This window comes from Williamsia soli, assembly GCF_017377795.1.
GTDB lineage: Bacteria > Actinomycetota > Actinomycetes > Mycobacteriales > Mycobacteriaceae > Williamsia > Williamsia soli.
In genome coordinates, this window is record NZ_JAFRDR010000008.1 from 19,001 (window position 1) to 41,196 (window position 22,196).

The 22,196-nt window shown below is 64.4% G+C and carries 19 protein-coding genes; 12 read left to right on the forward strand and 7 right to left on the reverse strand.

Translation table 11 applies throughout. The features are described from left to right. Nucleotides 1-35: 35 nt before the first annotated feature. The 3 genes from J3S28_RS19965 to J3S28_RS19975 are packed head-to-tail and all read right to left on the reverse strand — an operon-like array spanning nt 36 to nt 2,797. Nucleotides 36-935, reverse strand: a complete 900-nt coding sequence (locus J3S28_RS19965) for a glycosyltransferase family 2 protein (RefSeq protein ID WP_207842502.1) — start codon at nt 933-935, stop codon at nt 36-38. Nucleotides 936-989: 54 nt separating this feature from the next. After that, on the reverse strand, nt 990-1,826 hold the full coding sequence (locus tag J3S28_RS19970; RefSeq protein ID WP_237341848.1) for an ABC transporter permease: 837 nt from the start codon (nt 1,824-1,826) through the stop codon (nt 990-992). Further along, nucleotides 1,823-2,797, reverse strand: a complete 975-nt coding sequence (locus J3S28_RS19975; RefSeq protein ID WP_207842503.1) for an ATP-binding cassette domain-containing protein — start codon at nt 2,795-2,797, stop codon at nt 1,823-1,825. The genes J3S28_RS19970 and J3S28_RS19975 overlap by 4 nt, the downstream gene beginning before the upstream one ends. Nucleotides 2,798-3,640: 843 nt before the next feature. Here J3S28_RS19975 and J3S28_RS19980 point away from each other — a divergent pair. The 8 genes from J3S28_RS19980 (at nt 3,641) to J3S28_RS20015 (ending at nt 12,874) form a co-directional block, all read left to right on the forward strand. Beyond that, nucleotides 3,641-4,840 carry a condensation domain-containing protein gene (locus J3S28_RS19980; protein ID WP_207842504.1) on the forward strand — a complete coding sequence of 400 codons (1,200 nt, stop codon included), beginning with the start codon at nt 3,641-3,643 and terminating at the stop codon, nt 4,838-4,840. A gap of 44 nt (nt 4,841-4,884) precedes the next feature. Beyond that, a complete protein-coding gene (locus tag J3S28_RS19985) occupies nt 4,885-6,348 on the forward strand; it encodes a condensation domain-containing protein (RefSeq protein ID WP_207842505.1) in 1,464 nt (487 codons plus the stop codon). A 23-nt stretch (nt 6,349-6,371) separates the two neighbouring features. After that, on the forward strand, nt 6,372-7,715 hold the full coding sequence (locus J3S28_RS19990; RefSeq protein ID WP_207842506.1) for a condensation domain-containing protein: 1,344 nt from the start codon (nt 6,372-6,374) through the stop codon (nt 7,713-7,715). A gap of 76 nt (nt 7,716-7,791) precedes the next feature. Then, nucleotides 7,792-8,688 carry a sulfurtransferase gene (locus J3S28_RS19995; RefSeq protein ID WP_207842507.1) on the forward strand — a complete coding sequence of 299 codons (897 nt, stop codon included), beginning with the start codon at nt 7,792-7,794 and terminating at the stop codon, nt 8,686-8,688. Continuing rightward, nucleotides 8,685-9,101: a SufE family protein gene (locus J3S28_RS20000; RefSeq protein WP_307797280.1), complete on the forward strand. Its 417-nt coding sequence runs from the start codon at nt 8,685-8,687 to the stop codon at nt 9,099-9,101. Before J3S28_RS19995 ends, J3S28_RS20000 begins: the two co-directional genes overlap by 4 nt. After that, nucleotides 9,098-10,552 (forward strand): condensation domain-containing protein, encoded by a 1,455-nt coding sequence (locus J3S28_RS20005; RefSeq protein ID WP_207842509.1) that lies wholly within the window; start codon nt 9,098-9,100, stop codon nt 10,550-10,552. The genes J3S28_RS20000 and J3S28_RS20005 overlap by 4 nt, the downstream gene beginning before the upstream one ends. A gap of 135 nt (nt 10,553-10,687) precedes the next feature. Next, nucleotides 10,688-12,520, forward strand: a complete 1,833-nt coding sequence (locus J3S28_RS20010) for an ATP-binding protein (protein ID WP_237341869.1) — start codon at nt 10,688-10,690, stop codon at nt 12,518-12,520. Nucleotides 12,521-12,529: 9 nt separating this feature from the next. After that, nucleotides 12,530-12,874, forward strand: coding sequence for a hypothetical protein (locus tag J3S28_RS20015; RefSeq protein ID WP_207842730.1), 345 nt, complete (start codon nt 12,530-12,532; stop codon nt 12,872-12,874). Here the strand turns inward: J3S28_RS20015 and J3S28_RS28430 are convergent. Next, nucleotides 12,871-13,467: a nucleotidyltransferase family protein gene (locus J3S28_RS28430; protein WP_307797306.1), complete on the reverse strand. Its 597-nt coding sequence runs from the start codon at nt 13,465-13,467 to the stop codon at nt 12,871-12,873. The two genes, J3S28_RS20015 and J3S28_RS28430, sit on opposite strands and share 4 nt — an antisense overlap. Nucleotides 13,468-13,671: 204 nt before the next feature. Here J3S28_RS28430 and J3S28_RS20025 point away from each other — a divergent pair, with 204 nt between their 5' ends. The 4 genes from J3S28_RS20025 to pucL are packed head-to-tail and all read left to right on the forward strand — an operon-like array spanning nt 13,672 to nt 17,490. Then, entirely contained in the window at nt 13,672-15,672 is a 2,001-nt protein-coding gene (locus J3S28_RS20025; RefSeq protein WP_207842512.1) for a solute carrier family 23 protein, read from the forward strand. A 20-nt stretch (nt 15,673-15,692) separates the two neighbouring features. Next, complete coding sequence (uraD, locus tag J3S28_RS20030; RefSeq protein ID WP_207842513.1) at nt 15,693-16,232, forward strand: 2-oxo-4-hydroxy-4-carboxy-5-ureidoimidazoline decarboxylase; 540 nt, start codon at nt 15,693-15,695, stop codon at nt 16,230-16,232. Then, the gene (uraH, locus tag J3S28_RS20035) at nt 16,229-16,555 is read left to right on the forward strand and encodes a hydroxyisourate hydrolase (protein WP_207842514.1); all 327 of its coding nucleotides are present in this window, start codon (nt 16,229-16,231) and stop codon (nt 16,553-16,555) included. Before uraD ends, uraH begins: the two co-directional genes overlap by 4 nt. A gap of 26 nt (nt 16,556-16,581) precedes the next feature. Beyond that, nucleotides 16,582-17,490: a factor-independent urate hydroxylase gene (pucL, locus tag J3S28_RS20040; RefSeq protein ID WP_207842515.1), complete on the forward strand. Its 909-nt coding sequence runs from the start codon at nt 16,582-16,584 to the stop codon at nt 17,488-17,490. A gap of 65 nt (nt 17,491-17,555) precedes the next feature. Here the strand turns inward: pucL and J3S28_RS20045 are convergent, their stop codons facing one another. The 3 genes from J3S28_RS20045 to J3S28_RS20055 all read right to left on the reverse strand — a co-directional run bounded on the left by J3S28_RS20045 (nt 17,556) and on the right by J3S28_RS20055 (nt 22,183). After that, complete coding sequence (locus J3S28_RS20045; RefSeq protein ID WP_207842516.1) at nt 17,556-18,179, reverse strand: isochorismatase family protein; 624 nt, start codon at nt 18,177-18,179, stop codon at nt 17,556-17,558. Continuing rightward, nucleotides 18,176-20,065, reverse strand: a complete 1,890-nt coding sequence (locus J3S28_RS20050) for a hydantoinase B/oxoprolinase family protein (protein WP_207842517.1) — start codon at nt 20,063-20,065, stop codon at nt 18,176-18,178. Before J3S28_RS20050 ends, J3S28_RS20045 begins: the two co-directional genes overlap by 4 nt. A 63-nt stretch (nt 20,066-20,128) precedes the next feature. Continuing rightward, a complete protein-coding gene (locus tag J3S28_RS20055) occupies nt 20,129-22,183 on the reverse strand; it encodes a hydantoinase/oxoprolinase family protein (protein ID WP_207842518.1) in 2,055 nt (684 codons plus the stop codon). Nucleotides 22,184-22,196: the final 13 nt, after the last annotated feature.

The following is a 22,196-nucleotide window of genomic DNA, read 5'->3' on the forward strand; positions in this document are numbered from 1 at the left end:
TCGCTGCTCAGTGATCCGGGGCAACGGATGTCTCGTCACGGCATGATCCGATCGTGGGTCGGCCGCAGTACGTTCTTGGCCGCGAACCCGCCGGTTTCTTTGTCGTAGGCCCGGATCACCACCAGTCGAACGGCATGGAGTGTCGTGACCGTCGGCAGGTACACCAGGGCCGCCAGTGCTGCCCATCCGAACCGCCTGTGGACCAACAGGGTTCGCGGAAGGCAGATCATATAGGTCACAAACCCCGGCACGCTCGTCTCCATCCGCCGGGGTGAGACACCCACCGTGATGTCCGGCAGAAAGGCATTTCGTCCGCCAGATTCCTTTACGCAGAGTCCGGTGTCGACGTCCTCGAACAGGTCACGACGCAGGCTGACCCGATCGCGAATCTGCAGCCACGTCTCACGACGCAGCACCATGTTGGACCCATACAGCACCGGAACGCTCTTGACATCGATGGGCGTGGACGTGCCCGCACGTGATGTCTTCACTCGTCGCGCGCGCAATGGGCTGAACCGTTCCTTCACATCGCTCAAGGCCGATCCGTAGGGCAGTCCATACGCCTCGCCACGGCCGCACAGCGCCGCCCAGCGGTGTTCTGTGTCGCTCTGCAGGAACTCGACGATCGTCCGAGCCCAGTGCGGCGGCACGAGTGTGTCGGAATCGATCCTTGCCACCACCGGCCCGCCGCTGGCGTCGAGACCGGCGTTACGGGCGAAGACGAGTCCCTGCCGGGTCTCGGAGATCATCCTGATCTCCGGATGTCGCTCGGTGAATGTGGCGACGATGTCTGCTGTCTTGTCGGTCGAGTTGTTGTCGACGACCACGATTTCGAGGATGTGATCGAGCTGGCGGCTCAAGCGTTCAAGACATTCGCCGATCACCTCCTCTTCGTTGAAGGTGGGGACCACCACCGACAAACACTTCGAATCCATGACTCTCCTTCGACGTCGAGTTCGCACAGATCGATCCGCTCCCTGACAGATCGGTCAGGTCTTGCGCATGTACACCCGCAGGGTCAGGGGTGCAAAGATGGCGAGCACCACCAGAGCTCCGATCAGCGACCAGGCGATCTGCGGACCGAAATGTCCGTCGACGGCCAGTTCTCGTACCGCGGAGACGAGATGCGAGACGGGATTGACCGACGCGAAAGACTGCATCCACCCGGGCAACGTCGTGACGGGCACCAACGCGTTCGACACGAAGGTCAGCGGCATCAGGATCAGCATCGAGACCCCCTGCACCGTGGATGCCTTGTTCATCAGGACTCCCATCAGCGCAAATATCCAGCTCAACGCGAATGCCACGACGATGACGAGCAGACAGCCGGCAAGAAGCCCGGCGATACTTCCGGGGCGGTATCCCATCGCGAATCCGACAAGAACCGTCACCCCGGTCGCCACCACATAGCGCACCACATCCGCCAGCAGCGAACCGGCCAGTGGTGAGATCCGGGCGATGGGAAGAGATTTGAAACGATCGAAGACGCCCTTGTCGAGATCCTCGCGCAGTTGCACACCGGTGGTCACCGACGCCGCGACGGCGACCTGGACCAGCACACCCGGGATCAGCAGCGGAAGATACGCGTTGACGTTGCCGGCGATGGCTCCACCGAAGATGCTCGAGAACAACACCGTGAACACGATCGGCAGGATGACCACGTCGAACAGCTGTTGCGGATTGTGCTTGATCTTGAGCAACCCACGCTCGGCCATGGTCAGTGCCTGCGAGACCGATCTGCCCATCGAGACGTGTTTCGGGATGTGCCGGTCGGCAAGCAACGCAGCGACTTCGGGATCGAACGGGATTCCGGTACCCGCGGTCATGCGGCGTCCTCCCGGATCTCGGGTACCTCCGTGGGCTGCCCGGTGATGGTGAAGAACACCTCGTCGAGGCTGGGCTTCTGAACATTGATCTCCCGAAGCTCGATGCCCGCCGCTCGCAGCGCGAACAACAGCTCCGGTAGGAGCGAGAGATCGTCCAATGGTGCGGCGACCCCTCCGTTGCCGGACACGGTGGCCTCCGTGCGTGTGTAGCCGGCGACAATGCCCGCCGCCTCCCCGGCCGCCGTCGGATCACTCAGGGCCAGGCCGAGCGTCGAGGACCCGACGGCAGCCTTCAGGTCGTCCGCGGTTCCGTCCGCGACGAGCCGGCCGTTGTCGATCACCGCGATACGATCGGCCAACTGATCGGCTTCCTCGAGATACTGCGTGGTCAGCAGCACGGTGGAACCTGCGGCGACCAGCGCTCGGATCGTGGTCCACATCTGCGCGCGGGTCCGCGGGTCGAGTCCGGTGGTCGGTTCGTCGAGAAACAGCAACGGTGGGCGCGAGATCAAGCTGGCCGCGAGGTCGAGGCGCCGACGCATACCACCGGAGAAGTGCCGCAGAGACCTGTCGGCCGCGGCTTCCAGGCCGAACTCCTCGAGGAGTTGAGCCGCTTTGGATTTCGCCGCAGTCCGCGACAAGCCGAGGAGCTTGCCGAAGATCATCAGGTTCTCGGCCGCGGTCAGATCTTCGTCTACGGACGCATACTGACCCGTCACCCCGATCAGGGATCGCACGGCCGTGGCATCGCGGACGACGTCGTAACCGAAGACCGCCGCATGTCCGGCGTCGGGCCGAAGCAGTGTGGCGAGCATGCGCACGGTGGTGGTCTTGCCGGCACCGTTGGGCCCGAGCACGGCATAGACGATGCCCGCAGGTACTGCGAGGTCTATGCCATCGACTGCACGAAAGGTGCCGTAGCTCTTCACGAGTCCGGTCGCCTCGATCGCCAGCGGTGATCGGTTGCCCATCGCGTTTCTCCTCCTAATGGACACCGCTTCTGGTCGCCCCGTTTGGATCACATTTCGCTACCTGGCCATTTCCCTATCCGGCCACGACGCCAACATATAGGGCAGAAGAAATATCGAACGACGAATGTATTCCGTCGAGCATTTACCCCACAGCCGAAGGTTAGTCCCTGCCAACGAATTCCCGCAAGAGTGGCACACGGTCCGGCGACTTTTCGTTTCCCATCAAAGCGACTGTAAGCCAACTTATTTCACATCGATGTCACATGACGGACACCAACTCGCAAAAAGTACGCGACTACGCCATGCAGACGCTGCCCCGCCACTCGTACCGCGCCTGACAAAATGCCAGTTAGGAGATTGTTTTCAGCGATTGGACAACCGTTTCACGCACTTCCGAAGAACTGTGTTGTCCGACTGTTTGCAACGCTAAACGTGATGAACAACACTTTATCCTCGCGACGAAATCGCGTGAGTTCAGCCATACGATTGGGAAGCGCAGTCAGAACCTCTCCGACGATCAGCGATCTCAATCACACGTCATCACCGGAAACCGGATGCGGGACTATGGAATTCACTGAACTTGCAGATTATCCGCTGCCCTCGGGCAGTCTCACCGAGTGGATACCCACGACCGGGGCCGACGGCGCATGCTGGTCCGTGGACTCCCGCCCTCTCACCTACGACCACGAAGACCATTACACGCGCGGGCTGTCGGGTGAACCGTCAAACGGCCAATCTGCTTGGCTTGGGTCAGCTTTCGAGATTCACCTGCCGTTTGATGCCGACGCCGTCAGGCGAACGCTCCGGGCGTGGATGCTCCGACACGAGGCATTCCGAACCACGGTGACCAAAACTGTTGACGCGCAGGGTCGTACCCACCTCGCCCGGCTCACCAGCTCCGGCGAGGTGCTGGAGGTGGCTCCCCATTCCGTCGGTCGACTCGGGAACGGGGCTCACGTACGTGCACACCTGGTCGACCTGTTCGACACCCAGATCTCACCGCTGACGTGGCCGCACTGCCTGGTGGCAACCATCTCCGACGCCGACGCACCGATTGCCGGCAACGGCTTCCTCGTGGTCTTCGGAGCCGACCACTCGGTGATGGACGCGTATTCGATGCTGCTGGCCATCAGCGAGATCCAGCGCTTGTACGCGTACGAACTCCACGGAATCGATCCCGCTCTGTCCGAGATCGGCAGTCATGTCGACTTCAGCGCGAACGATCGCATCATCGGCGGCGGGCTCACCGCTGAGCATCACGCGGTCGAGAAGTGGCAGCGATTTCTCGACGCGGGAGACGGGCAGTTCCCCCGTTTCGGACTGCCGGTCAAACCCGAGGGCATCAACCCACATGCGGGCCGGCAGCAGAACGGGATGTCCACGTGGCTGCTGTCGACGGAGGAGGTCAACCGAGTCAACGCCAACTGCCGCGAACTCGGGCACAACATGCAGTCGGCCGTACTCGCGTCGCTCGCGCTGGCGCAACGCGAACTCGTGGGCGAGTCCACGCTGCGATTCGTGATGCCGATGCACACCCGTCACGAGTCACAGTACGTCGAATCGGTCGGCTGGTACGTCGGCATCATCCCGGTCGAGGTGGACATCACCGCCGCCGAGACCTTTGGTGACTGCATGGGGGCGAGCGCGGAAGCGGTGGCCGCCACCAAGAGCTTCGCCCGCTATCCCTACCCTCGCATCGCCCAATTGCTCGGAAGGCACGCAGTCCCACAGTTCGTGGTCTCCTACCTCGACGTGAGATTCGTGCCCGGGGCGGCGGAATGGGAACGGTGGCGCGCACGCACCCTGCGCAGCGGCACATTCTCGGACGACGAGGTGTACCTGTGGATCGCCCGGACCCCGGTCGGCATGACGGTGTCGGCCCGCTTTCCTGCAACCGAGGTCGCCGACACAGGAGTACGACGTTTCATCGATGCCCTCGGTGAACTACTGCTCGGGTTCGCCCGCGACGGTGACCATCCCACCGCCGGTCGTTCACCGACCTCGCTCACGATCCACTACTCGCAAGACAAGTTCCCGGCCTAGACCGGTTCAGCGGGACGACTTCCCGGTACAGAGAGGCGCTCAACGTGATCATCACCGCGATGGATTGGTGGACCCCGGCCGGTGGCACCCTGCTCGAGTGGCATCCGACGGCGACCGCGCGGGTACGCGCGGCAGCGGCAACCCAGGACGCGGGCCCCCTGTCTTTCCTGCAGGAGAATCACATCAAGGCATGCCATGTCGCTCGGCAGGGCGGCGGTGACCACAAGGCCTATCTCGGCTCGGGCACCGACATCGACGGTGATCTCGATCGCAGTGCCCTGACCCGGGCATTGCGCAGTTTCGTACTACGCCATGAGGGTCTGCGAACCTGGTTCGACACCGACGGGGTCGCGATCACCCGATACCTCCTCGATCCCGAGGCTGTCGACTTCGAGGTCGGGGTGGTCGGAGAGTTCACCGAGTCCGAGCAATTCCGGGAGTACCTCCACCACCGCTTCGGGAATGAAGCGGTGGCGACGAGCTGGCCGGGATTCGCATTCGGGGCGATCAGCCGTGCCGGCAGCTTCACCCTGTACTACGGGTGCGACCACGCGCTGAGCGACGGGGCCTCCCAGGCTCTGGCGCTCGCCGAGATCGCGGAGTTGTACGACGCCGAGATCACCGGAAACGCGCCGGCCCACTTCGCGAGCGCACCCACCGGCAGTTTCGTCGAGTACGCGCGGCTGGAGAATCAACTCGCCGCCGGTTTTACCGCCGACTCCACCGAGATCGTCGAGTGGCGCGACATCTTCGATTCACATGGCGGATCCATGCCGGGATTCCCCCTGGACCTGGGCCTGGCGCCAGGTGAGACGGCCCCGGTCCGCCCGGTCGAACTCAACCTGCTCGACGCCGACGGCATCGCCCGGTTCGAGCGCATCTGCACGGAGGCCGGCGGCACCTTTTTGTCGGGGATCTACGCCGCGGTTGCACTCACGGAGTACGAACTGGCCGCCCGCGCCGACTATTTCGGGATCTCGGTACTCGCGACGCGGCTCGTCGCCGACTTCGGGATGTCCCAGGGCTGGTTCTGCAACTTCGCCCCGGTCGCGTTCGGCGTCGAAGGCGCACGATCGTTCACCGATCTGGTGCCGGCCGCGTTGGCCGGCTACACCAGGGCGAAACGTCTCGCCGCCGTTCCCGCACAGAGCGTCATCGCCGCGCTGCTGACTTCGGGCGCCTCGCCCGCCGATGTCGCGGCAAGTCCCAACCTCCTGTCATACATCGATTTTCGCCGTTTCCCCGGATACGGAGGGCAAGCCTATGACCGCGGCGTGCTCTTCACCGGAGAAGGCCGGACCGCAAATGCCTCGATGTGGTTCAACCGCGACGACGATCGTCTCTACCTCGGCAGCCAGACCCCGGACACCACTCTGGCCCAGCTTCAGGTCAAGCGGTATCACGAACACCTGTGGTCGGTTTTCGATCGGGTCGTCACCGGCGGGGACTACGCTGTACCGAGTCCGGGACCCACGGGATGTGCGACGGAAGAGATGTCTCTGCCATGAACATCGGATCGAGGTAACCGCGCTTGCACGTCACCACCATTGACCGCTACCTACCCGATCCCGGCAACCTGATGCAGTGGACGGTCGACTCCGGCGCCGTTCAACCTGTCGCCTCGCCGGTACCGCCCTCGTTCAACCAAGGTTTCCACCTGAGTGGAACCGAAGGCGAAAGCGTCTGGCTTGCAGCAGCATTCGATATCGAAGGGCGGGTCGACGACAAAGCACTCGAACGCGCCTATCGACTGCTGATCGCACGCCACGGCACGTTGCACAGTGCATTCGTGCGACGCGACGGCGAGATCGAACGGGAACTCTACGACCCCGCCGAGCTGATCCTGAAGCAGGAGCCCATGGTCCGAACGGACTCACCTGTTGGATTGCGGGATCTGCTGTGGAGCACGTTGAACACGGCGTGCCACCCGTTCGGTTTTCCCGCCTACCTGTTGGCCGCAATCGATCGGGCCGAGCGCTCGACCGTCTTCTGTGGCTTCGACCACGCCCATGTAGACGCGTACTCGATGTCGATCATCATCGACGACCTCTATCAGCTCTATCGCGGTTGCCTCACCGAACCCGGCGGATTCTTCGCCGACACGATGCCGATGGCGGGCAACTTCGTCGATTACTGCGCCGCTGAAGCAGAGGCCGCGATCATCGGCCCCCGTGACCCGCGGATGCGTGCCTGGCTGAAGTTCTTCGACGAGCACGACAACACCCCTCCGGGTTTCCCGCTCGACCTCGGACTGCCTCCCGGTCAGTCGGCACCTCAGGCGGTGGACCTGCGCGACCTGCTCGATGCAGGCACCACCGCCGCTTTCGAGGTGTTCTGCCGGCGCAATGGTGCATCCGTGTTCGCGGGCATGCTCGCCGCGATGGCACGGTGCGTCCGGGTTCTTGGGGGCGGCCCACAGATGTCACTGCTGTTCCCACTGCACACCCGCCGCTCCGAACAGTGGCGCGGTGCGGTCGGCTGGTTCACGACCAACGCACCGATCAACGTGGCCGCGACCGAGGACTTCAACGAATCCGTTCAGCGTGCGGGTCCGGCGCTGCGCACGGCGGTCTCCCTCGGCGAGGTGCCCGTCCCACACGTCCTCGCGGCGATGGGAGGCCTCAACCATCAGCGAAGTGACATCTTCATGGTCTCGTTCGTCGACTACCGCGGACTCCCCGGTGGGTCCGCGCACGAGGACATCGGGGCGCACCACGTGTCCAACGTGACCACCGCCGACGACGCGCAATTCTGGATTTCGCGGACCGAGCGTGGGCTCGCCCTGCGCAGCCGGTATCCGGGCACCGATGCCGCCGAGCCGGTCATCTCATCGTTCCTCGGTGAACTCTCCCGGTTCCTGCGGCAACCCTGGTAGCTCCACGAGCTCCTCCCGCGCACTACGCTCGTGAGGTATTCGCCCCCGCAACGCCCAGCCGATTTGGAGCAAACCCGTGACCGTGGAGATCGACAACAACCCCGGCTTTGCCGAGTACGTTCACCCCGAGCGCCTGGTCAGTACCGAGTGGCTCAGCGCCCACCTCGGCACCGACGGTCTCAAGATCGTCGAATCCGACGAAGATGTGCTCCTGTTCGACATCGGGCACATCCCGACCGCGCAGAAGGTCGATTGGCATCTGCACCTCAACGACCCGGTGACCCGCGACTACATCTCCGGCGAACAGTTCGCGGAGCTGATGCGCAGCAAAGGAATTCGCCGCGATGACACCGTGGTCATCTATGGCGACAAGAGCAACTGGTGGGCCGCCTACGCTCTGTGGGTGTTCACGCTGTTCGGCCACGAAGACGTCCGCTTGCTCGATGGTGGCCGTGACGCCTGGTTCTCCGAGGACCGCGACATCACCTTCGATGTACCCGACTACCCCGAGTCCGACTATCCGGTCGTGCAACGCGATGACTCGCAGATCAGAGCATTCGCCGACGAGGTGAGGGCCGGCATCGGCACCGAACCACTCATCGACGTCCGGTCACCGCAGGAGTACTCCGGTGAGCGCACCCATATGCCGGAGTACCCACAGGAAGGTGCGCTGCGCGGCGGCCACATCCCCACCGCGGTGTCGATCCCATGGGCAAAGGCCGCGGCCCCGGACGGGCGGTTCAAACCGGCCGCGGAGCTGCGCGAGCTGTACTCGGACTTCGCCCCCGACCAGTCGACCATCGTCTACTGCCGCATCGGGGAGCGCTCGTCGCACACCTGGTTCGTGCTCACGCATCTGCTCGGTTTCGACAAGGTCCGCAACTACGACGGCTCCTGGACCGAATGGGGCAACGCGGTGCGGGCGCCGATCGTCACCGGCGACGAACCGGGCACCGCGAGTGGCACGCGGTGACCGCGGCGCTCGACGAGATCATCGAGGACTTCGCCGCCCTCTCTGACTCGGAGAAGATCCAGCTGCTACTCGAGTTCTCCGACGAACTCCCCGAATTGCCGGACGACCTCGCCGAGGCGGCGATGGAACCGGTGCCCGAGTGCCAGTCACCGTTGTTCCTCTCGGTGGACGACAGCGACCCCGACTCGATCCAGCTCTTCTTCAGCGCTCCACCACAGGCGCCGACCACCCGCGGATTCGCATCCATTCTCCATCAGGGGCTCAACGGGGCCAGCGCAGCGGAGATACTGGCGGTACCCGGAGACTTCTACACCAGCCTCGGCCTCGACTCCGCGATCAGCCCGCTGCGACTTCGCGGGATGGCGGCCATGCTGGCCCGCATCAAAGCGCACCTGGGCCCGACGGGTCGATGAAGTTCATCCAGATGATGGACCAGCCCGTCGAACCGGGCGGGCTGGTCGAGTGGTCGCCGTACACCGACGGCGGATTGGCGCACTGGAAGGCCGATTCCCGGCCCACGTCCCACAATCACGAGCAGCACCTGCGCTCGGCATTCGAGTACCGGCTACGCCACCGCCGTGAAGGCGGACGCGAATCCTGGCTCGGGCTGGCCATCGATTTCGACGAGCCCCTGTCCATCCCTGCGATCCGCTCCACCTTCTCGATGTGGATCGACCGGCACGAGGTGCTGCGCAGTCATGTGGTCATCTGGGCCGACCGCCTGGCCCGGATGACGACGCCCCCCGGCTCGGTGAAACTGAAAATGGGCAAGGTCGGCTGGTACGGCGAACCGGGACCACTCCTGGACCAACTCAGCGGCACCTTCGACCGGGCGACCGCGCCATTGCAGTGGCCCGCATACCTTTTCGCGACGGTCGCCCGCGAACGTTCATTCACGCTGCTGTTCGCGGCCGACCATTCGCTGGTCGACGGTTACTCGCTGATCATGGCCCAGCACGAGTTGGTGTCGCTCTACGCAGCGAGCCGCCGCAAGGTCCAACCCGACCTTCCCGCCGTGGGTTCGTACGTCGATTTCAGCGCGTACCAGCGCCGTGAGGCGGACGCGGCAGGCTCCGATCACGAGGCGATCGCAGTGTGGTCGGACTTCCTGCGCGACACCGGAGGGAAGCTCCCGGGCTTCGAACTCGGCGGTGACGCCGAACCTGCCCAGGTCGAGCCCGGCCACGAGTCCGGGGCGGACGAGCACGCCGAACTCACCCCGCAAGGGTCGATCACCGCCGAGCTGCTCGACGACGAACAGACCAACAGATTCACCGCTGTGTGTTCGGCGGCAGGCGGCTCGCTTTTCGCCGGCGTCATGGCGGCGCTCGGCGCGGTGTATGCCGACCTCGGTGGTGGCCCGGTGATGCGGTGCGTCATCCCCCGCCACACTCGGGGCGACCAGCAGTGGTTCGGGGCCCTCGGCTGGTTCGTGGCGACCGTCCCGTTCCGGCTCGACAGCTCCCAGCCGGCCGATTTCGGCCAGGCGATCGGACGTGCCACCGAGGAACTGCGGCGGGTCCGTAAAGCATCGAGTCTGCCGTTCCTTCGCGTCGGGCAGATCCTCGGGCAGGAGTTCGACTTCCCGGAGCCGAAATTCGTGGTCTCGTTCATAGATCTGCGGTTCGCCCCCGGTAACGCCGAGGCCGACGCCGGCCGGGCACGGGTTCTGCGCAGCCACAACTATTCGGCAGACGAGGTGTACATCTGGATCAACCGCACGGCGTCGGGGCTGCGCATCTCGGCCCGCTTCCCCTCGCACGGTCGAACCCACAATCAGGTCGGCCGTTTCCTCGGTGCATTCGGCGATTTCCTCACCGCGATCGGCGACCAGAGCACCTACGGAAAAGTTACCCGCGAGTAGGAAAACCGCACCGAGCGAGCGATCTGTGGGTTGGGGTCGAGCCCGGAGAACGAGGTGCTTAGACTCCATTGAGTGCTGCCGACCACGACCCGTGGCCGCGGCGGCCCACGTACCGAGACATCGATACCCGAGACAATGTCGCCGACGCTCATCCACCAGCGCCCAACAGGAGATCAAGTGCCAAGTCACGCCAGCACAGCACTCACGAAAGTCCTCATCGCCAACCGCGGAGAAATCGCGGTACGAGTGATCCGGGCCGCAAAGGACGCCGGCCTGTCCAGCGTCGCGGTGTACGCAGAACCCGATGCGGACGCCCTCTTCGTGAAGCTGGCCGACGAGGCCTTCGCCCTGGGTGGCCAGACCTCGGCCGAGTCGTACCTTGTCTTCGACAAGATCCTCGACGCCGCCGCCAAGTCCGGCGCCGACGCCATCCACCCCGGCTACGGCTTCCTGTCCGAGAACGCCGAGTTCGCCCAGGCCGTCATCGACGCCGGGCTCACCTGGATCGGGCCGTCCCCGCAGTCGATCCGAGACCTCGGCGACAAGGTCACCGCGCGTCACATCGCCCTGAAGGCGAACGCCCCCATGGCACCCGGCACCAAGGACCCCGCGAAGGACGCCGGCGAGGTCGTCGCGTTCGCGCAGGAGCACGGTGTACCCGTTGCGATCAAGGCAGCATTCGGTGGTGGTGGTCGCGGCATGAAGGTGGCGTACACGATCGAAGAGATTCCTGAGCTGTTCGACTCGGCGACCCGTGAGGCCGTCGCCGCATTCGGCCGCGGCGAGTGCTTCGTCGAGCGTTACCTCGACAAGGCCCGCCACGTCGAGGCCCAGGTCATCGCCGACCAGCATGGCAACGTCATCGTCGCCGGAACCCGCGACTGCTCGTTGCAGCGCCGTTTCCAGAAGCTGGTCGAAGAGGCACCCGCCCCCTTCCTGACGGTTGAACAGCGGGAGAGAATTCACTCTTCGGCGAAGGCCATCTGCAAGGAAGCCGGGTACTACGGCGCCGGCACCGTCGAGTTCCTCGTCGGCGCGGACGGATTGGTCTCGTTCCTCGAGGTCAACACCCGCCTGCAGGTCGAGCACCCGGTCACGGAAGAGACCGCCGGCATCGACCTCGTGCGTCAGCAGTTCCGGATCGCTGCCGGTGAGAAACTCGAGTTCACCGAGGATCCGACCCCCCGCGGCCACTCCTTCGAGTTCCGGATCAACGGCGAGGACGCCGGCCGTGGCTTCCTGCCCGCCCCCGGTCCCATCAGTGTCTACAAGGAGCCGACGGGCCCCGGTGTCCGCGTCGATTCCGGCGTCGTCGAGGGTGACGTCATCGGCGGTCAGTTCGACTCGATGCTGGCGAAGCTGATCGTCACCGGCGAGAACCGCGAGCAGGCGCTCGAGCGCTCACGCCGCGCTCTGGCCGAGTTCCAGGTCGAGGGCCTGGCCACCGTGCTCCCGTTCCACCGCCACATCGTCTCGAATCCCGCCTTCATCGGCGATGGCGAAGGCTTCGACATCTACACCAAATGGATCGAAACCGATTGGGAGAACCCGATCGAGCCGTACACCGGCGCGCAGCCCATCGAGGAGGACGACGCCGAGCCACGCAAGACCGTCGTGGTCGAGGTCGGTGGACGCCGCCTCGAGGTCTCGCTCCCCGGCGACCTCGCTCTCGGCGGGGGCGGCAATTCGAACGGCGCCGTCAAGAAGAAGCCGAAGTCCCGTACCCGCGCCAAGGGCGGCGCCGCCGCGGCATCGGGTGATGCCGTGAGCGCACCCATGCAGGGCACCGTCGTCAAGGTGGCTGTCACCGAAGGCCAAGAGGTCACCGCGGGCGAACTCGTCGTGGTTCTCGAGGCCATGAAGATGGAGAACCCGGTCACCGCCCACAAGGACGGTGTCGTGACCGGACTGTCCATCGAAGCCGGTGCAGCGGTCACCCAGGGCACGGTCCTGTTCGAGCTCAAGTAGGACAGCACCATCGAGGCTGTCGAGATCAACGCAGGCGCGTGGTATCTGCGCGCCCTGCGTGATGACGACCGGGTGACCGACCGGCCGGCGCTCGCGCTGGCCGGTGTCACCGACCCCGACTACGTGCGTGCGTGCGAACGCGGGTGGGATGACGAGACGCGATTCACCTGGGCCGTCTGTGAACCCACCACCGGCGAGATGCTCGCCGAGATCGCGATCGAACCGCTGGGCGACGAAGGCGAGGCCTGCCTGACCGGTTACGCGCGCGAGGGGTACGACGAACCCCTCGCCGCGGCACGCCCGGTGGTCCGCAGATTCGCCGAGGGCGCACTCGGTTACAGGATCGTCGGTTAGAGACCGGGCCCTGGATAGTCGTGATCGAGGCCGGTGCCGAGGTCGCCGCACTCGACGTCGATGACGTCCACCCGGCCGGCGAAGAAGGCCCCTGCGCCGCGATCACCCATCAGTGAATCGAGTACGGCGCCAAAGTGATCGGCACCGATGTACGCCGGATGCCCGATCTGCCCAAGGTGGGTCGCGCGCGCCAATGCCTGTGCCGCAGGGCCTGCCGCGGCCAGCAGTCTCTCGACCTGAGCTGCCGAGACATCGGGAATGTCAACAACGTGTAAAACAACCCCGACCACACCCTGGCAGTCGCGGGCGCGAAGAAGCCCGGCGCGCACCGACTCACTCAGTCCTTCACGCCACATAGGGACCTGCACGGCCTCGGCCCCCTGGGGCATCGTCGCTGCTGCGGCACCCACCGTGACGAACACCCTGCAGCAGCCTCCTGCCAACAGTGCTGCCACGCACCGGCGTAGCCATTCACCTTGTTCTGCAAGGATCTTCGGCATTCCGTATCGCGTTCCCCCACCCGCGGCGAGCAGCACGCCCACGACCGTCGGAGTTCCGTCGACCGAGACACGTTCCTCGGGCAAACCCTTCACAGCCACCTCCCAGACACTGTCCGGCCGACGAGTGACAATGGCGAGTTCATCGCATGGCACTGCCTGTCGGCGACGATATATTGCGTTTTCTCGCCCTGCGGACAAGTCGAGTTGGGGTGATCCTTTCTCTGAGCAATACGGTCGATCCGCAAAGTGTCGACCGCTGTGCGCCCTATAGGACCCTTTCTTCCAAGAGGTATCACGATGAGTAGCGAACCCGAGGCCGACTCCACAGCCACTCCCCCCGTTCTGCCTGTCAGAAAGAAGCGGGTTCATCCTGTCGACGAGGTCCCGCCGGTCGGCAAACTCGCGGTTCTGGGCTTCCAGCACGTCATCGCGTTCTACGCGGGCGCAGTGCTGGTCCCGCTCATCATCGCCGGCGCCATCGGCCTCGACGGCGACGCACTCACGATGCTCATCACCGCCGACCTCTTCACCTGTGGTATCGCTTCCATCCTGCAGGCGGTAGGCATCTGGAAGATCGGCGTCCGGCTTCCGCTGCTACAGGGCATCACGTTCGCCGCACTCGCGCCGGTCATCAAGATCGCCAACGACAACGGCGGAGAACGCGTGGGCCTGCTGACCGTCTACGGCGCCGTCATCTGCGCGGGCGTCTTCACCTTCCTGATCGCACCGTTCTTCGCCAGACTGATCCGGTTCTTCCCGCCTGTCGTGACCGGAACCATCATCACGATCATCGGAATCGCGCTGCTGCCTGTCGGCATCGGGGACGCAACCACAGATCCCGCCACCCACACCTCGGACGCAGGCAACGGTCGCTGGCTGCTGTACGCGGTGGGCACCATCTTCCTGATCGTCCTCATGCAACGCTTCTTCCGTGGCTTCTGGGCGACCATCGCGGTGCTGCTGGGCCTGGTGGTCGGGACCATCGTCGCCTGGATCCTCGGCGACACGAACTTCAGCGCTGTCGGCGACGCCGACTGGGTCGGATTCACCCCGCCCTTCGCATTCGGTGCACCACGCTTCGACCTCATCGCCATCGTGATGATGATCGTGGTCATGATGATCATCGCCGTGGAATCCACCGGTTCGGTGTTCGCAACCGGTGAGATCGTCGGCAAACGCATCAAGAAGGAAGACATCGCGGCCACCGTTCGAGCGGACGGCCTGGCCACCGTGATCGGCGGCATCTTCAACTCGTTCCCCTACACCGCGTTCTCCGAGAACGTCGGGCTCGTGCGCCTCACCGGCGTCAAGAGTCGCTGGGTGGTTGCCGCAGCCGGCAGCATCATGATCCTGCTGGGCCTGCTTCCCAAAACCGCCAAGATCGTCGAAGCCATCCCCACGCCGGTGCTCGGCGGTGCCGCGATGACCTTGTTCGCCACGGTCGCGGTGGTCGGCATCCACACCCTCGGGAAAGTCGACTTCACCGACCACCGGAACCTGATCATCGTCAGCACGTCACTCGCCATGGGTCTGTACGTGGAGTTCAGCCAGTCCTCGACACCGTCGGAGGTCATCGTCGACGGCAACGTGGTCGAGGTACCGGGTATGTCCGGCGTCGATCAGGCCGTGCCCGGGGTTCTGCTCCAGATCCCGTTCGGGGCCGGAATCACCATGGGTGCCATCACCGCGTTGCTGCTGAACCTGTTGTTCTTCCACACCGGCAGTCGCGGTGTCGCGATCGCAGGTGGCGGCTCGATCCGCTTGGCCGAGATCAACAAGATGAGCCTGGAGAAGTTCCGAGAGACCTTTGGCGGGCTGGTACAGAACGTGACGTGGGTCGTCGACGCGGCGTACGAGCAGCGTCCGTTCGACAATGCCCATGACCTGCGGGCTTCCTTCCAGGACGCGCTCCTCACCGGCAGCGACGAGCAGCAACTGGAATTGATCCGGGCGTTCCCCGATCTCGACGCCGAGGACGAGGTCGGCGACATGATCGCCTCAGATCACACCGCGTTGTCCAATCTCGAAGAGGAAGAGCACGATAACATCGTCGAGTTGGCAAAAGCCTATCGTCAGCAGTTCGGTTTCCCGCTGGTGATCTGCGCCAGAGAGACCGAGCGGTATGAGCGCGTACTCCGGAATGGCTGGACTCGCATGGACAATGCAGCAGGCAGCGAGAAGTCGTTTGCGTTGATCGAGATAGCGAAGATCGCGAACTACCGATTCGACGATCTCGTGGCAGACGCCAATCCCATTGTGTCGGCGCGGTTCAACCGTTTCCAAGACGTGATGGGCTGATACGAAAGGCAGGAGAATCCGTGCGACGAGTCGACTGGCGCGGTGTCGAGAGCTTCAACGAACTGAGCGACCGCCAAGCCATCCACGCCCTCTACGAGTGCTGCACCTCGCGGATCTGGGCGATCCGGGTTGCGGCAGGGCGGCCGTTCACCGACGACGAAGCACTGTTCGAGCGTGCGGATCTGATCTTGGCCGAGCTCACCGAATCCGATCTCGACGAGGCCCTCGACGGGCACCCACGCATCGGTGACCGTGCCGACAACCCGTCGTCGGCCGACGAGCAATCTGGGGTCGTTGGTGCCGACGCCGCGACCATCGACGAGCTCAAGAAGTGCAACGCCGAGTACGAGAGCAAGTTCGGTCACGTCTATCTCGTGTTCGCCAATGGCAGACCGGCAGCCGAGTTGCTGTCCATCCTCAAAGAGCGGATGGGCAACGACCCGCAGACGGAACGACGGGTCATGCGAATGGAACTGGGGAAGATCAACCGTCGGCGGTTGCGAGTGATGCTCGAGCCCGCGGTCCATTACGTCGACGAGGAGGAAGGTGCTCGCCCGTGACCGGCTTGAGCACCCACGTCCTCGATGCGGTCACCGGACTTCCCGCGCCTGGGTTGACCGTCACACTGCATGACGATGCCGGAGTCGAATTGGCCTCGGCGATCACCGATTCCGACGGCCGCATCGCTTCGGTGACCGGAGGTGACCTCGCCGAAGGAATCTATCGCCTCACGTTCGACACCGGTTCATGGTTCAGCGCGAGGGAGATCGAGAACTTCTATCCGGAGGTGACCATCGCGTTCGCCGTCGTGGACACCACGCGGCACCATCATGTACCGCTGCTGCTCAGCCCGTTTGCATATTCCACCTACCGCGGCAGCTGATAAAAGGGAAAGAGACTAGAAGCACCATGGGCATCATTCTGGGCGAGAACCAGTACGGCAAAGCCGAGAACCGCGTCGTTCGGATCTATCGCGATACCCCGCGACACGAGATCAAGGACATCAACGTCGGCAGTGCACTGCGCGGCGACTTCTCCGCCGCCCACACCGACGGTGACCAACGGAAGGTCCTGCCGACCGACACCCAGAAGCAGACGGCCTACGCCTACGCCAAGGAAAAGGGCATCTCGAGTATCGAGCAGTACGGCCTCGACCTCGCCCACCATTTCGTCGATGACAACGATCCCGTCGACGGGGCCCGTATCGAGATCGAGGAGTACGCCTGGGAACGAGCGGTGGTGGACGGCAAGGAACACAACCACACGTGGGTTCGCAAGGGTCAGGAAATCCGCACGGCCGACATCACCGTCGAAGGCAAGGGCGATGCCCAAAAGACCTGGGTCATCGGAGGTCTGAAGGATCTGGTCGTCCTGAAGTCGACGGGATCGGAGTTCCACGACTTCCTCGAAGACGAGTACACCATCCTGCAACCGACCACCGACCGCGTGATGTCGACATCCCTGGTCGCAAAGTGGCGCTTCACGACCACCGACGTCGATTGGGAAGCGATTTATCCCGCCATCAAGCAGATCATCGTCGACAAGTTCGCCACGGTCCAGTCATTGGCGTTGCAGCAGACGCTGTATCAGATGGGCAAGACCATCCTGGAGACGTACGACTACATCGCCGAGGTCAAGTTGTCCGCTCCGAACATCCATCATTTTGTCTACGACCTCTCCCCTTTCGGCGTCGAGAACAACAAAGAGGTGTTCAACGCCGACGACCGTCCCTACGGTTTGATCCAGGCCACCGTCACCCGCGATGATGCTCCCGACGCAGGTCCGTCGTGGACGCAGCAGATGGCTTGGCTCGGCTAGCCCCCTCCCGATGATGGGTCGTTTTGGGGAACAAAACCGCAGGTGGGGTTCGCCAAAACAACCCATTATCGGGGAGTCAGCTGGGATAGCGCGTCGACGAGACCGAGCACGTCCGCGTACTTCGCCTGCAGGTCGAGAAGATTCGCATCGTGCAACTGCGGTTCCCGGTCTCCGCAGGCGTCGGCGACCACCAGTGGCCGGAATCCGTGTTGCAACGCGTCGGTGGCGCTGGCGCGGATGCAACCGGAGGTGCTCAGACCACAGATGTAGAGCGTGTCGATGCCGGCCGCGGTCAGGGTCGCGGCCAGTGATGTCCCGAAGAAGGCGCTGGCATACTGCTTCGTGATCACCGTCTCCCCTGGCTCGGGACGAGGATCGGGGACGAACTCCGCAAGCGGTGACCCCTCCTCGAACACCGTCAGAGCCGGTATCTTCCGCACGAACAATCCGCCGTCGAGTCCGCCGGGCTGATAACTGACGCGAGTGAAGATCACCGGGATCCCCGCCGCGCGAGCCGCGCCCACCAGTGCCGCCGACGCTGCTACCGCATCGTCGACCGGCGCCCGCAGCGGCGAGGAGTCGTCCAGATAGGCCATCGCCAGATCGATGGCCAGCACTGCCGGACTGCGGCCCGGCCCGAGCTGTCCGGCGAACCCTGACTCGTGGTAGGACGCGAGCGTATCGCTCACGCCCGCACCGCCTTCCGTACGTTCACCGGCGGTCGCGGTGCCGGCAGACCGGTCTCGGCCTCGCACCGCTCCAAGATCTCGGGAATGGACGGACCCATGTCAAAGGTTTGGAGTTCACCGCGCTCCGAACGGATCGACTGACGCTTCGCCTCTGTAGCTCCGGTGTCGATCTCGCCGGCGTCATCACACACGACGCCGTACCCGTCTGCTGCTCCGGCCACGCTGACCAGCCCGCGGCGAACCTCGAGCGCAACGAGCTCTGGTTCGCGTGCGAGCGGATCACCCCAACCGCCACCGCCCCAGGTGATGAAGTGCAGTACGTCGCCCCGCGCGACCTCGACGTCGTGGATCTTGCTGGGCAACACCTCGATCTCGCCGGAAGCCCGTTTGATCCACTTGGTGCCGCGTGCGCCGGGTTGGCCGCCGTTGACACCCCAGGGATAGGTGAGCCAGCGATCATCGTGAATCGCGATGGTGCCCGGCTCCTCGAAGTAATACGCGACGTCGACGCCATTGCCTCCGCGATGAAGTCCGGCACCCCCGGTGTCGGTGATCGTCTCCCACCGTTCCACGCGCAGCGGGTAGTACGACTCCAAGTACTCACACGGGATGTTCACGAACGACGGCCAGAGCGAGTGCCCGTCCGGGCCGTCGCCGATCGGCCGGCCGGGGATGCCCCCGAATCCGATCGAGTACAGCTGGAACCACTCGCCGTCGCGCGGACCACCGTCGTAGTATCCCGAATACATGAAGTGCGGCGACGACGAGAACCCCGCCGCATTGAGGATTTCCGGGTTGTTCTGTCCCAGAAGGCCGCCGAATAGGTCGAAGACCCGCCCGATGCCGTGATTGCGACCGTTCAGGGCTGCGGGGAAGCGCGGCTTCCAGAACGAGTCGTCGGGGATCGTGACGTCGATCAGTGGATAGAAGCCGTCATTCCAGAGGATCTGCGGATCGGCGATGGTGATCACGTAGATCCCGAAGAACATCCGGACGAGGTTCTCGTTGATGAAGTAGTTGATCGGGCCGACCGCCTGCGCGGCATCTGCGCTGAAGTCGAGGTGGATCTTCTCGCCGTGTCGCGTCAGTTTGATCGTGAGCTTGTAAGGGCCGTAGCCACAGCCGTCGTCGCAGATGTAGTCGCTGAACTCGATGGTCTCGCCATCGACGAACAACGTTGCCAGAAGCACTTTCATGGCCTGGTAGTTGCGATCGAGGAGCGCGTCGAGCGCCGAGAGATAGACATCGACGCCGAATCGATCACACAGTTCGACGATGCGGCGCGACGCCGTGGTGCACGCCGCGACCAAACCGTTGAGATCGGCGCGGTTCCAGTCGGGCATCCGGACCTGGTTCAGGATGATGTCGAGAGCGGTGTCGTTGAGTTCGCCCTTGTCGTAGAGCTTGAAGGGCGGGATGATCACGCCTTCTTCGTAGATCGTGTGGGCGTCGGCCGGCATGGACGACGGCGTGCTACCGCCGACGTCCGACATGTGCCCGAACATGGACGACCACCCGACCACGCGTCCGCTGTGGAAGATCGGCAACACGATGAGCCAGTCGTTGGCGTGACTGATCGCGGCGCCGCAGGCGTACGGGTCCGAGGTGAGAAGGATGTCGCCTTCACCGACCGTGCCGTCGAAGTTGTCGAGGAAGTCGGGGACGGACAGACCGAACTGTCCGACGACCATCTTGCCGCTCGGGTCGGCGATCAGCGGGAACTCGTCGTGCTGTTCACGGATGCCGGGCGAGAGTGCGGTGCGGAACAGTACCTCGTCCATCTCGTACCGCGCGTTGCGGAGCGCGTTCTCGATGATGTCGAGGGTGACGGGGTCGACGGGGACTGTGTTCACCGGCGTGGTGGTCGTTTCGATGATGGTGGCCATCAGAGTCTCCTACGGATGGGGTGGGTCTCGGTGGGATGGGTGACGAGGTCAGAGCATCGTTGTTCAGACCGGGCGGATGAGAAGGCTGGCACTGGTATGGACGGTTGCGGCGTGACCGGAGAGAACGAGTGTGGTCGAGTCCATCTCGGTGATGACCGCAGGACCGGTCACCACATTTCCGGCAAGCAACTTCGACCGGTCGTAGATACCCGCCGACACGTACGCGCCGTCCATCCACACCTCGGTCGTCTTCACCAGGGCTGCCGCCGGATCGGCATTTCCTTGCGCCAGTTCCTTCCACGCGACCTCGGGGCGCGGACCACTGACGGTGACACGCAGGTTGATGACTTCCCGCTCGTTCTTGAGGAGAAATGAGAAGAGCCGCTGGTGTTCGGCATCGAATGCCTCGCCGAGTCCGGCGAGCACCTCACCGCTCTCGAGGACCGCCGGATCGAGATCGACGGGGATCTCGAACCCCTGACCGTGGTACCGCAGGTCCACCTGATACTTGGCCGTCTGCTGTTCCGCCGGAACTCCCTCGGCCGCCAGACGCCCCGCTGCCGATTCAGCGAGTTCTGCCAACGCCGTACACAATTCGGAGTCGGTGGTCTCGGAGAACGCGCGGATCAGAGTGCGGGCACTCTCATCCCGCAGACACGTCGTCGCGTCGCCGTACGCACACAGGACGCCTGGCGACGGTGGCACGATGACCGGCCACGAGCCGGTGAGTTTGCCGAGTGCGTTCGCGTGCAGTGGACCGGCTCCACCGAACGAGACCAACGCGAAGTCGCGGGGGTCGAAGCCCTGCTGGACACTGACCAGGCGCAGCGCGCCGAACATGTTCTCGTTGACGATGTCGACGATCCCCGCGGCCGCGACCTCGGGGCTCGCGAGTCCCATGGCGTCGGCCACGGTGGCAACGGCCGTCCGCCCGGCCTCGACGTCGAGACTGACCTCACCGCCGGCCAGTTCACTGGGCAGATAGCCCAGGACCACATTGGCGTCGGTGACGGTCGGTTCGGTACCGCCAGCGCCGTACGCCGCCGGACCGGGGTCGGCACCCGCCGACTGCGGCCCCACACGAAGCGCTTTCGTCAGTTCGGGGACGTGGGCGATCGAACCCCCACCCGCACCGACGGTGCGAACGTCGACGCTGGTCGCGCGGACCGACAGGTCACCGACCTTGGTCTCGCGACCGATCCGGGGCTCGCCCTTGAGTACCAGCGCGACATCGGTCGACGTGCCGCCCATGTCGAAGGTGAGGAAGTCGGTGAACCCGGCCTGCTCCGCGAACCAGACCGCTCCGGTCACCCCGCCGGCCGGCCCCGACAGCAGGAGCGACACCGGGTCCTCGGCGGCCTTGGCCGACTGCACCAGGCCGCCGTCACTCCGCAGGATCGACAGCGGCGCCTCGATCCCCTTCTCCCGCAAGGAGTTGTCGAGGTTACGCACATAGCGCGACACCTCCGGTTGGACGTAACTGTTGGCGACCGTGGTCAACGTCCGCTCGTACTCCCGCATCTCGGGGAGGACGTGGCTGGAGATCGACACCGGGATGCCGGGCAACTCCTCTTCCGCCCAGGCCGCGACCTGCTTCTCGTGGGCGTTGTTCGCGTAAGAATTGATCAGCGAGATCGTCAGCGCCTCGATGCCGTTACCCGCCAGGGAACGCAACGCCGCCCGCGCCTGGTCCTCGTCCAGGGCCGTCACCTCCGAGGCGTCGGCCCCGATCCGGCCGATCACCTCGACCGTGTCCTCGAGCTTGGCCAGCGGTTCGGGTTTGGGCCAGATGATCCAGCCGGCCAGCCCGCCCGGTACGAACGAGCGGGCAATCTGCAGAACCTGACGGAATCCGTCCGTCGTCACCAGACCGACCTTGGCGCCCTTGTTCTGCAGGATGGCGTTGGTCGCCACCGTGGTGCCATGGAGGACCTGCCCGACTTTGGACAGGTTGATGCCCGCCTCGGCGCAGACTTTGGTCACGCCGTTGAGCACACCGATGGATTGGTCGGCGGGCGTGGACGGCGTTTTTGCCCGGAACGTGGTTCCGGAGGTCTCTTCGAGCAGCAGCACGTCGGTGAATGTGCCGCCGACGTCAACTCCGAGCCGGTATCGCATACGGATCTCCAGT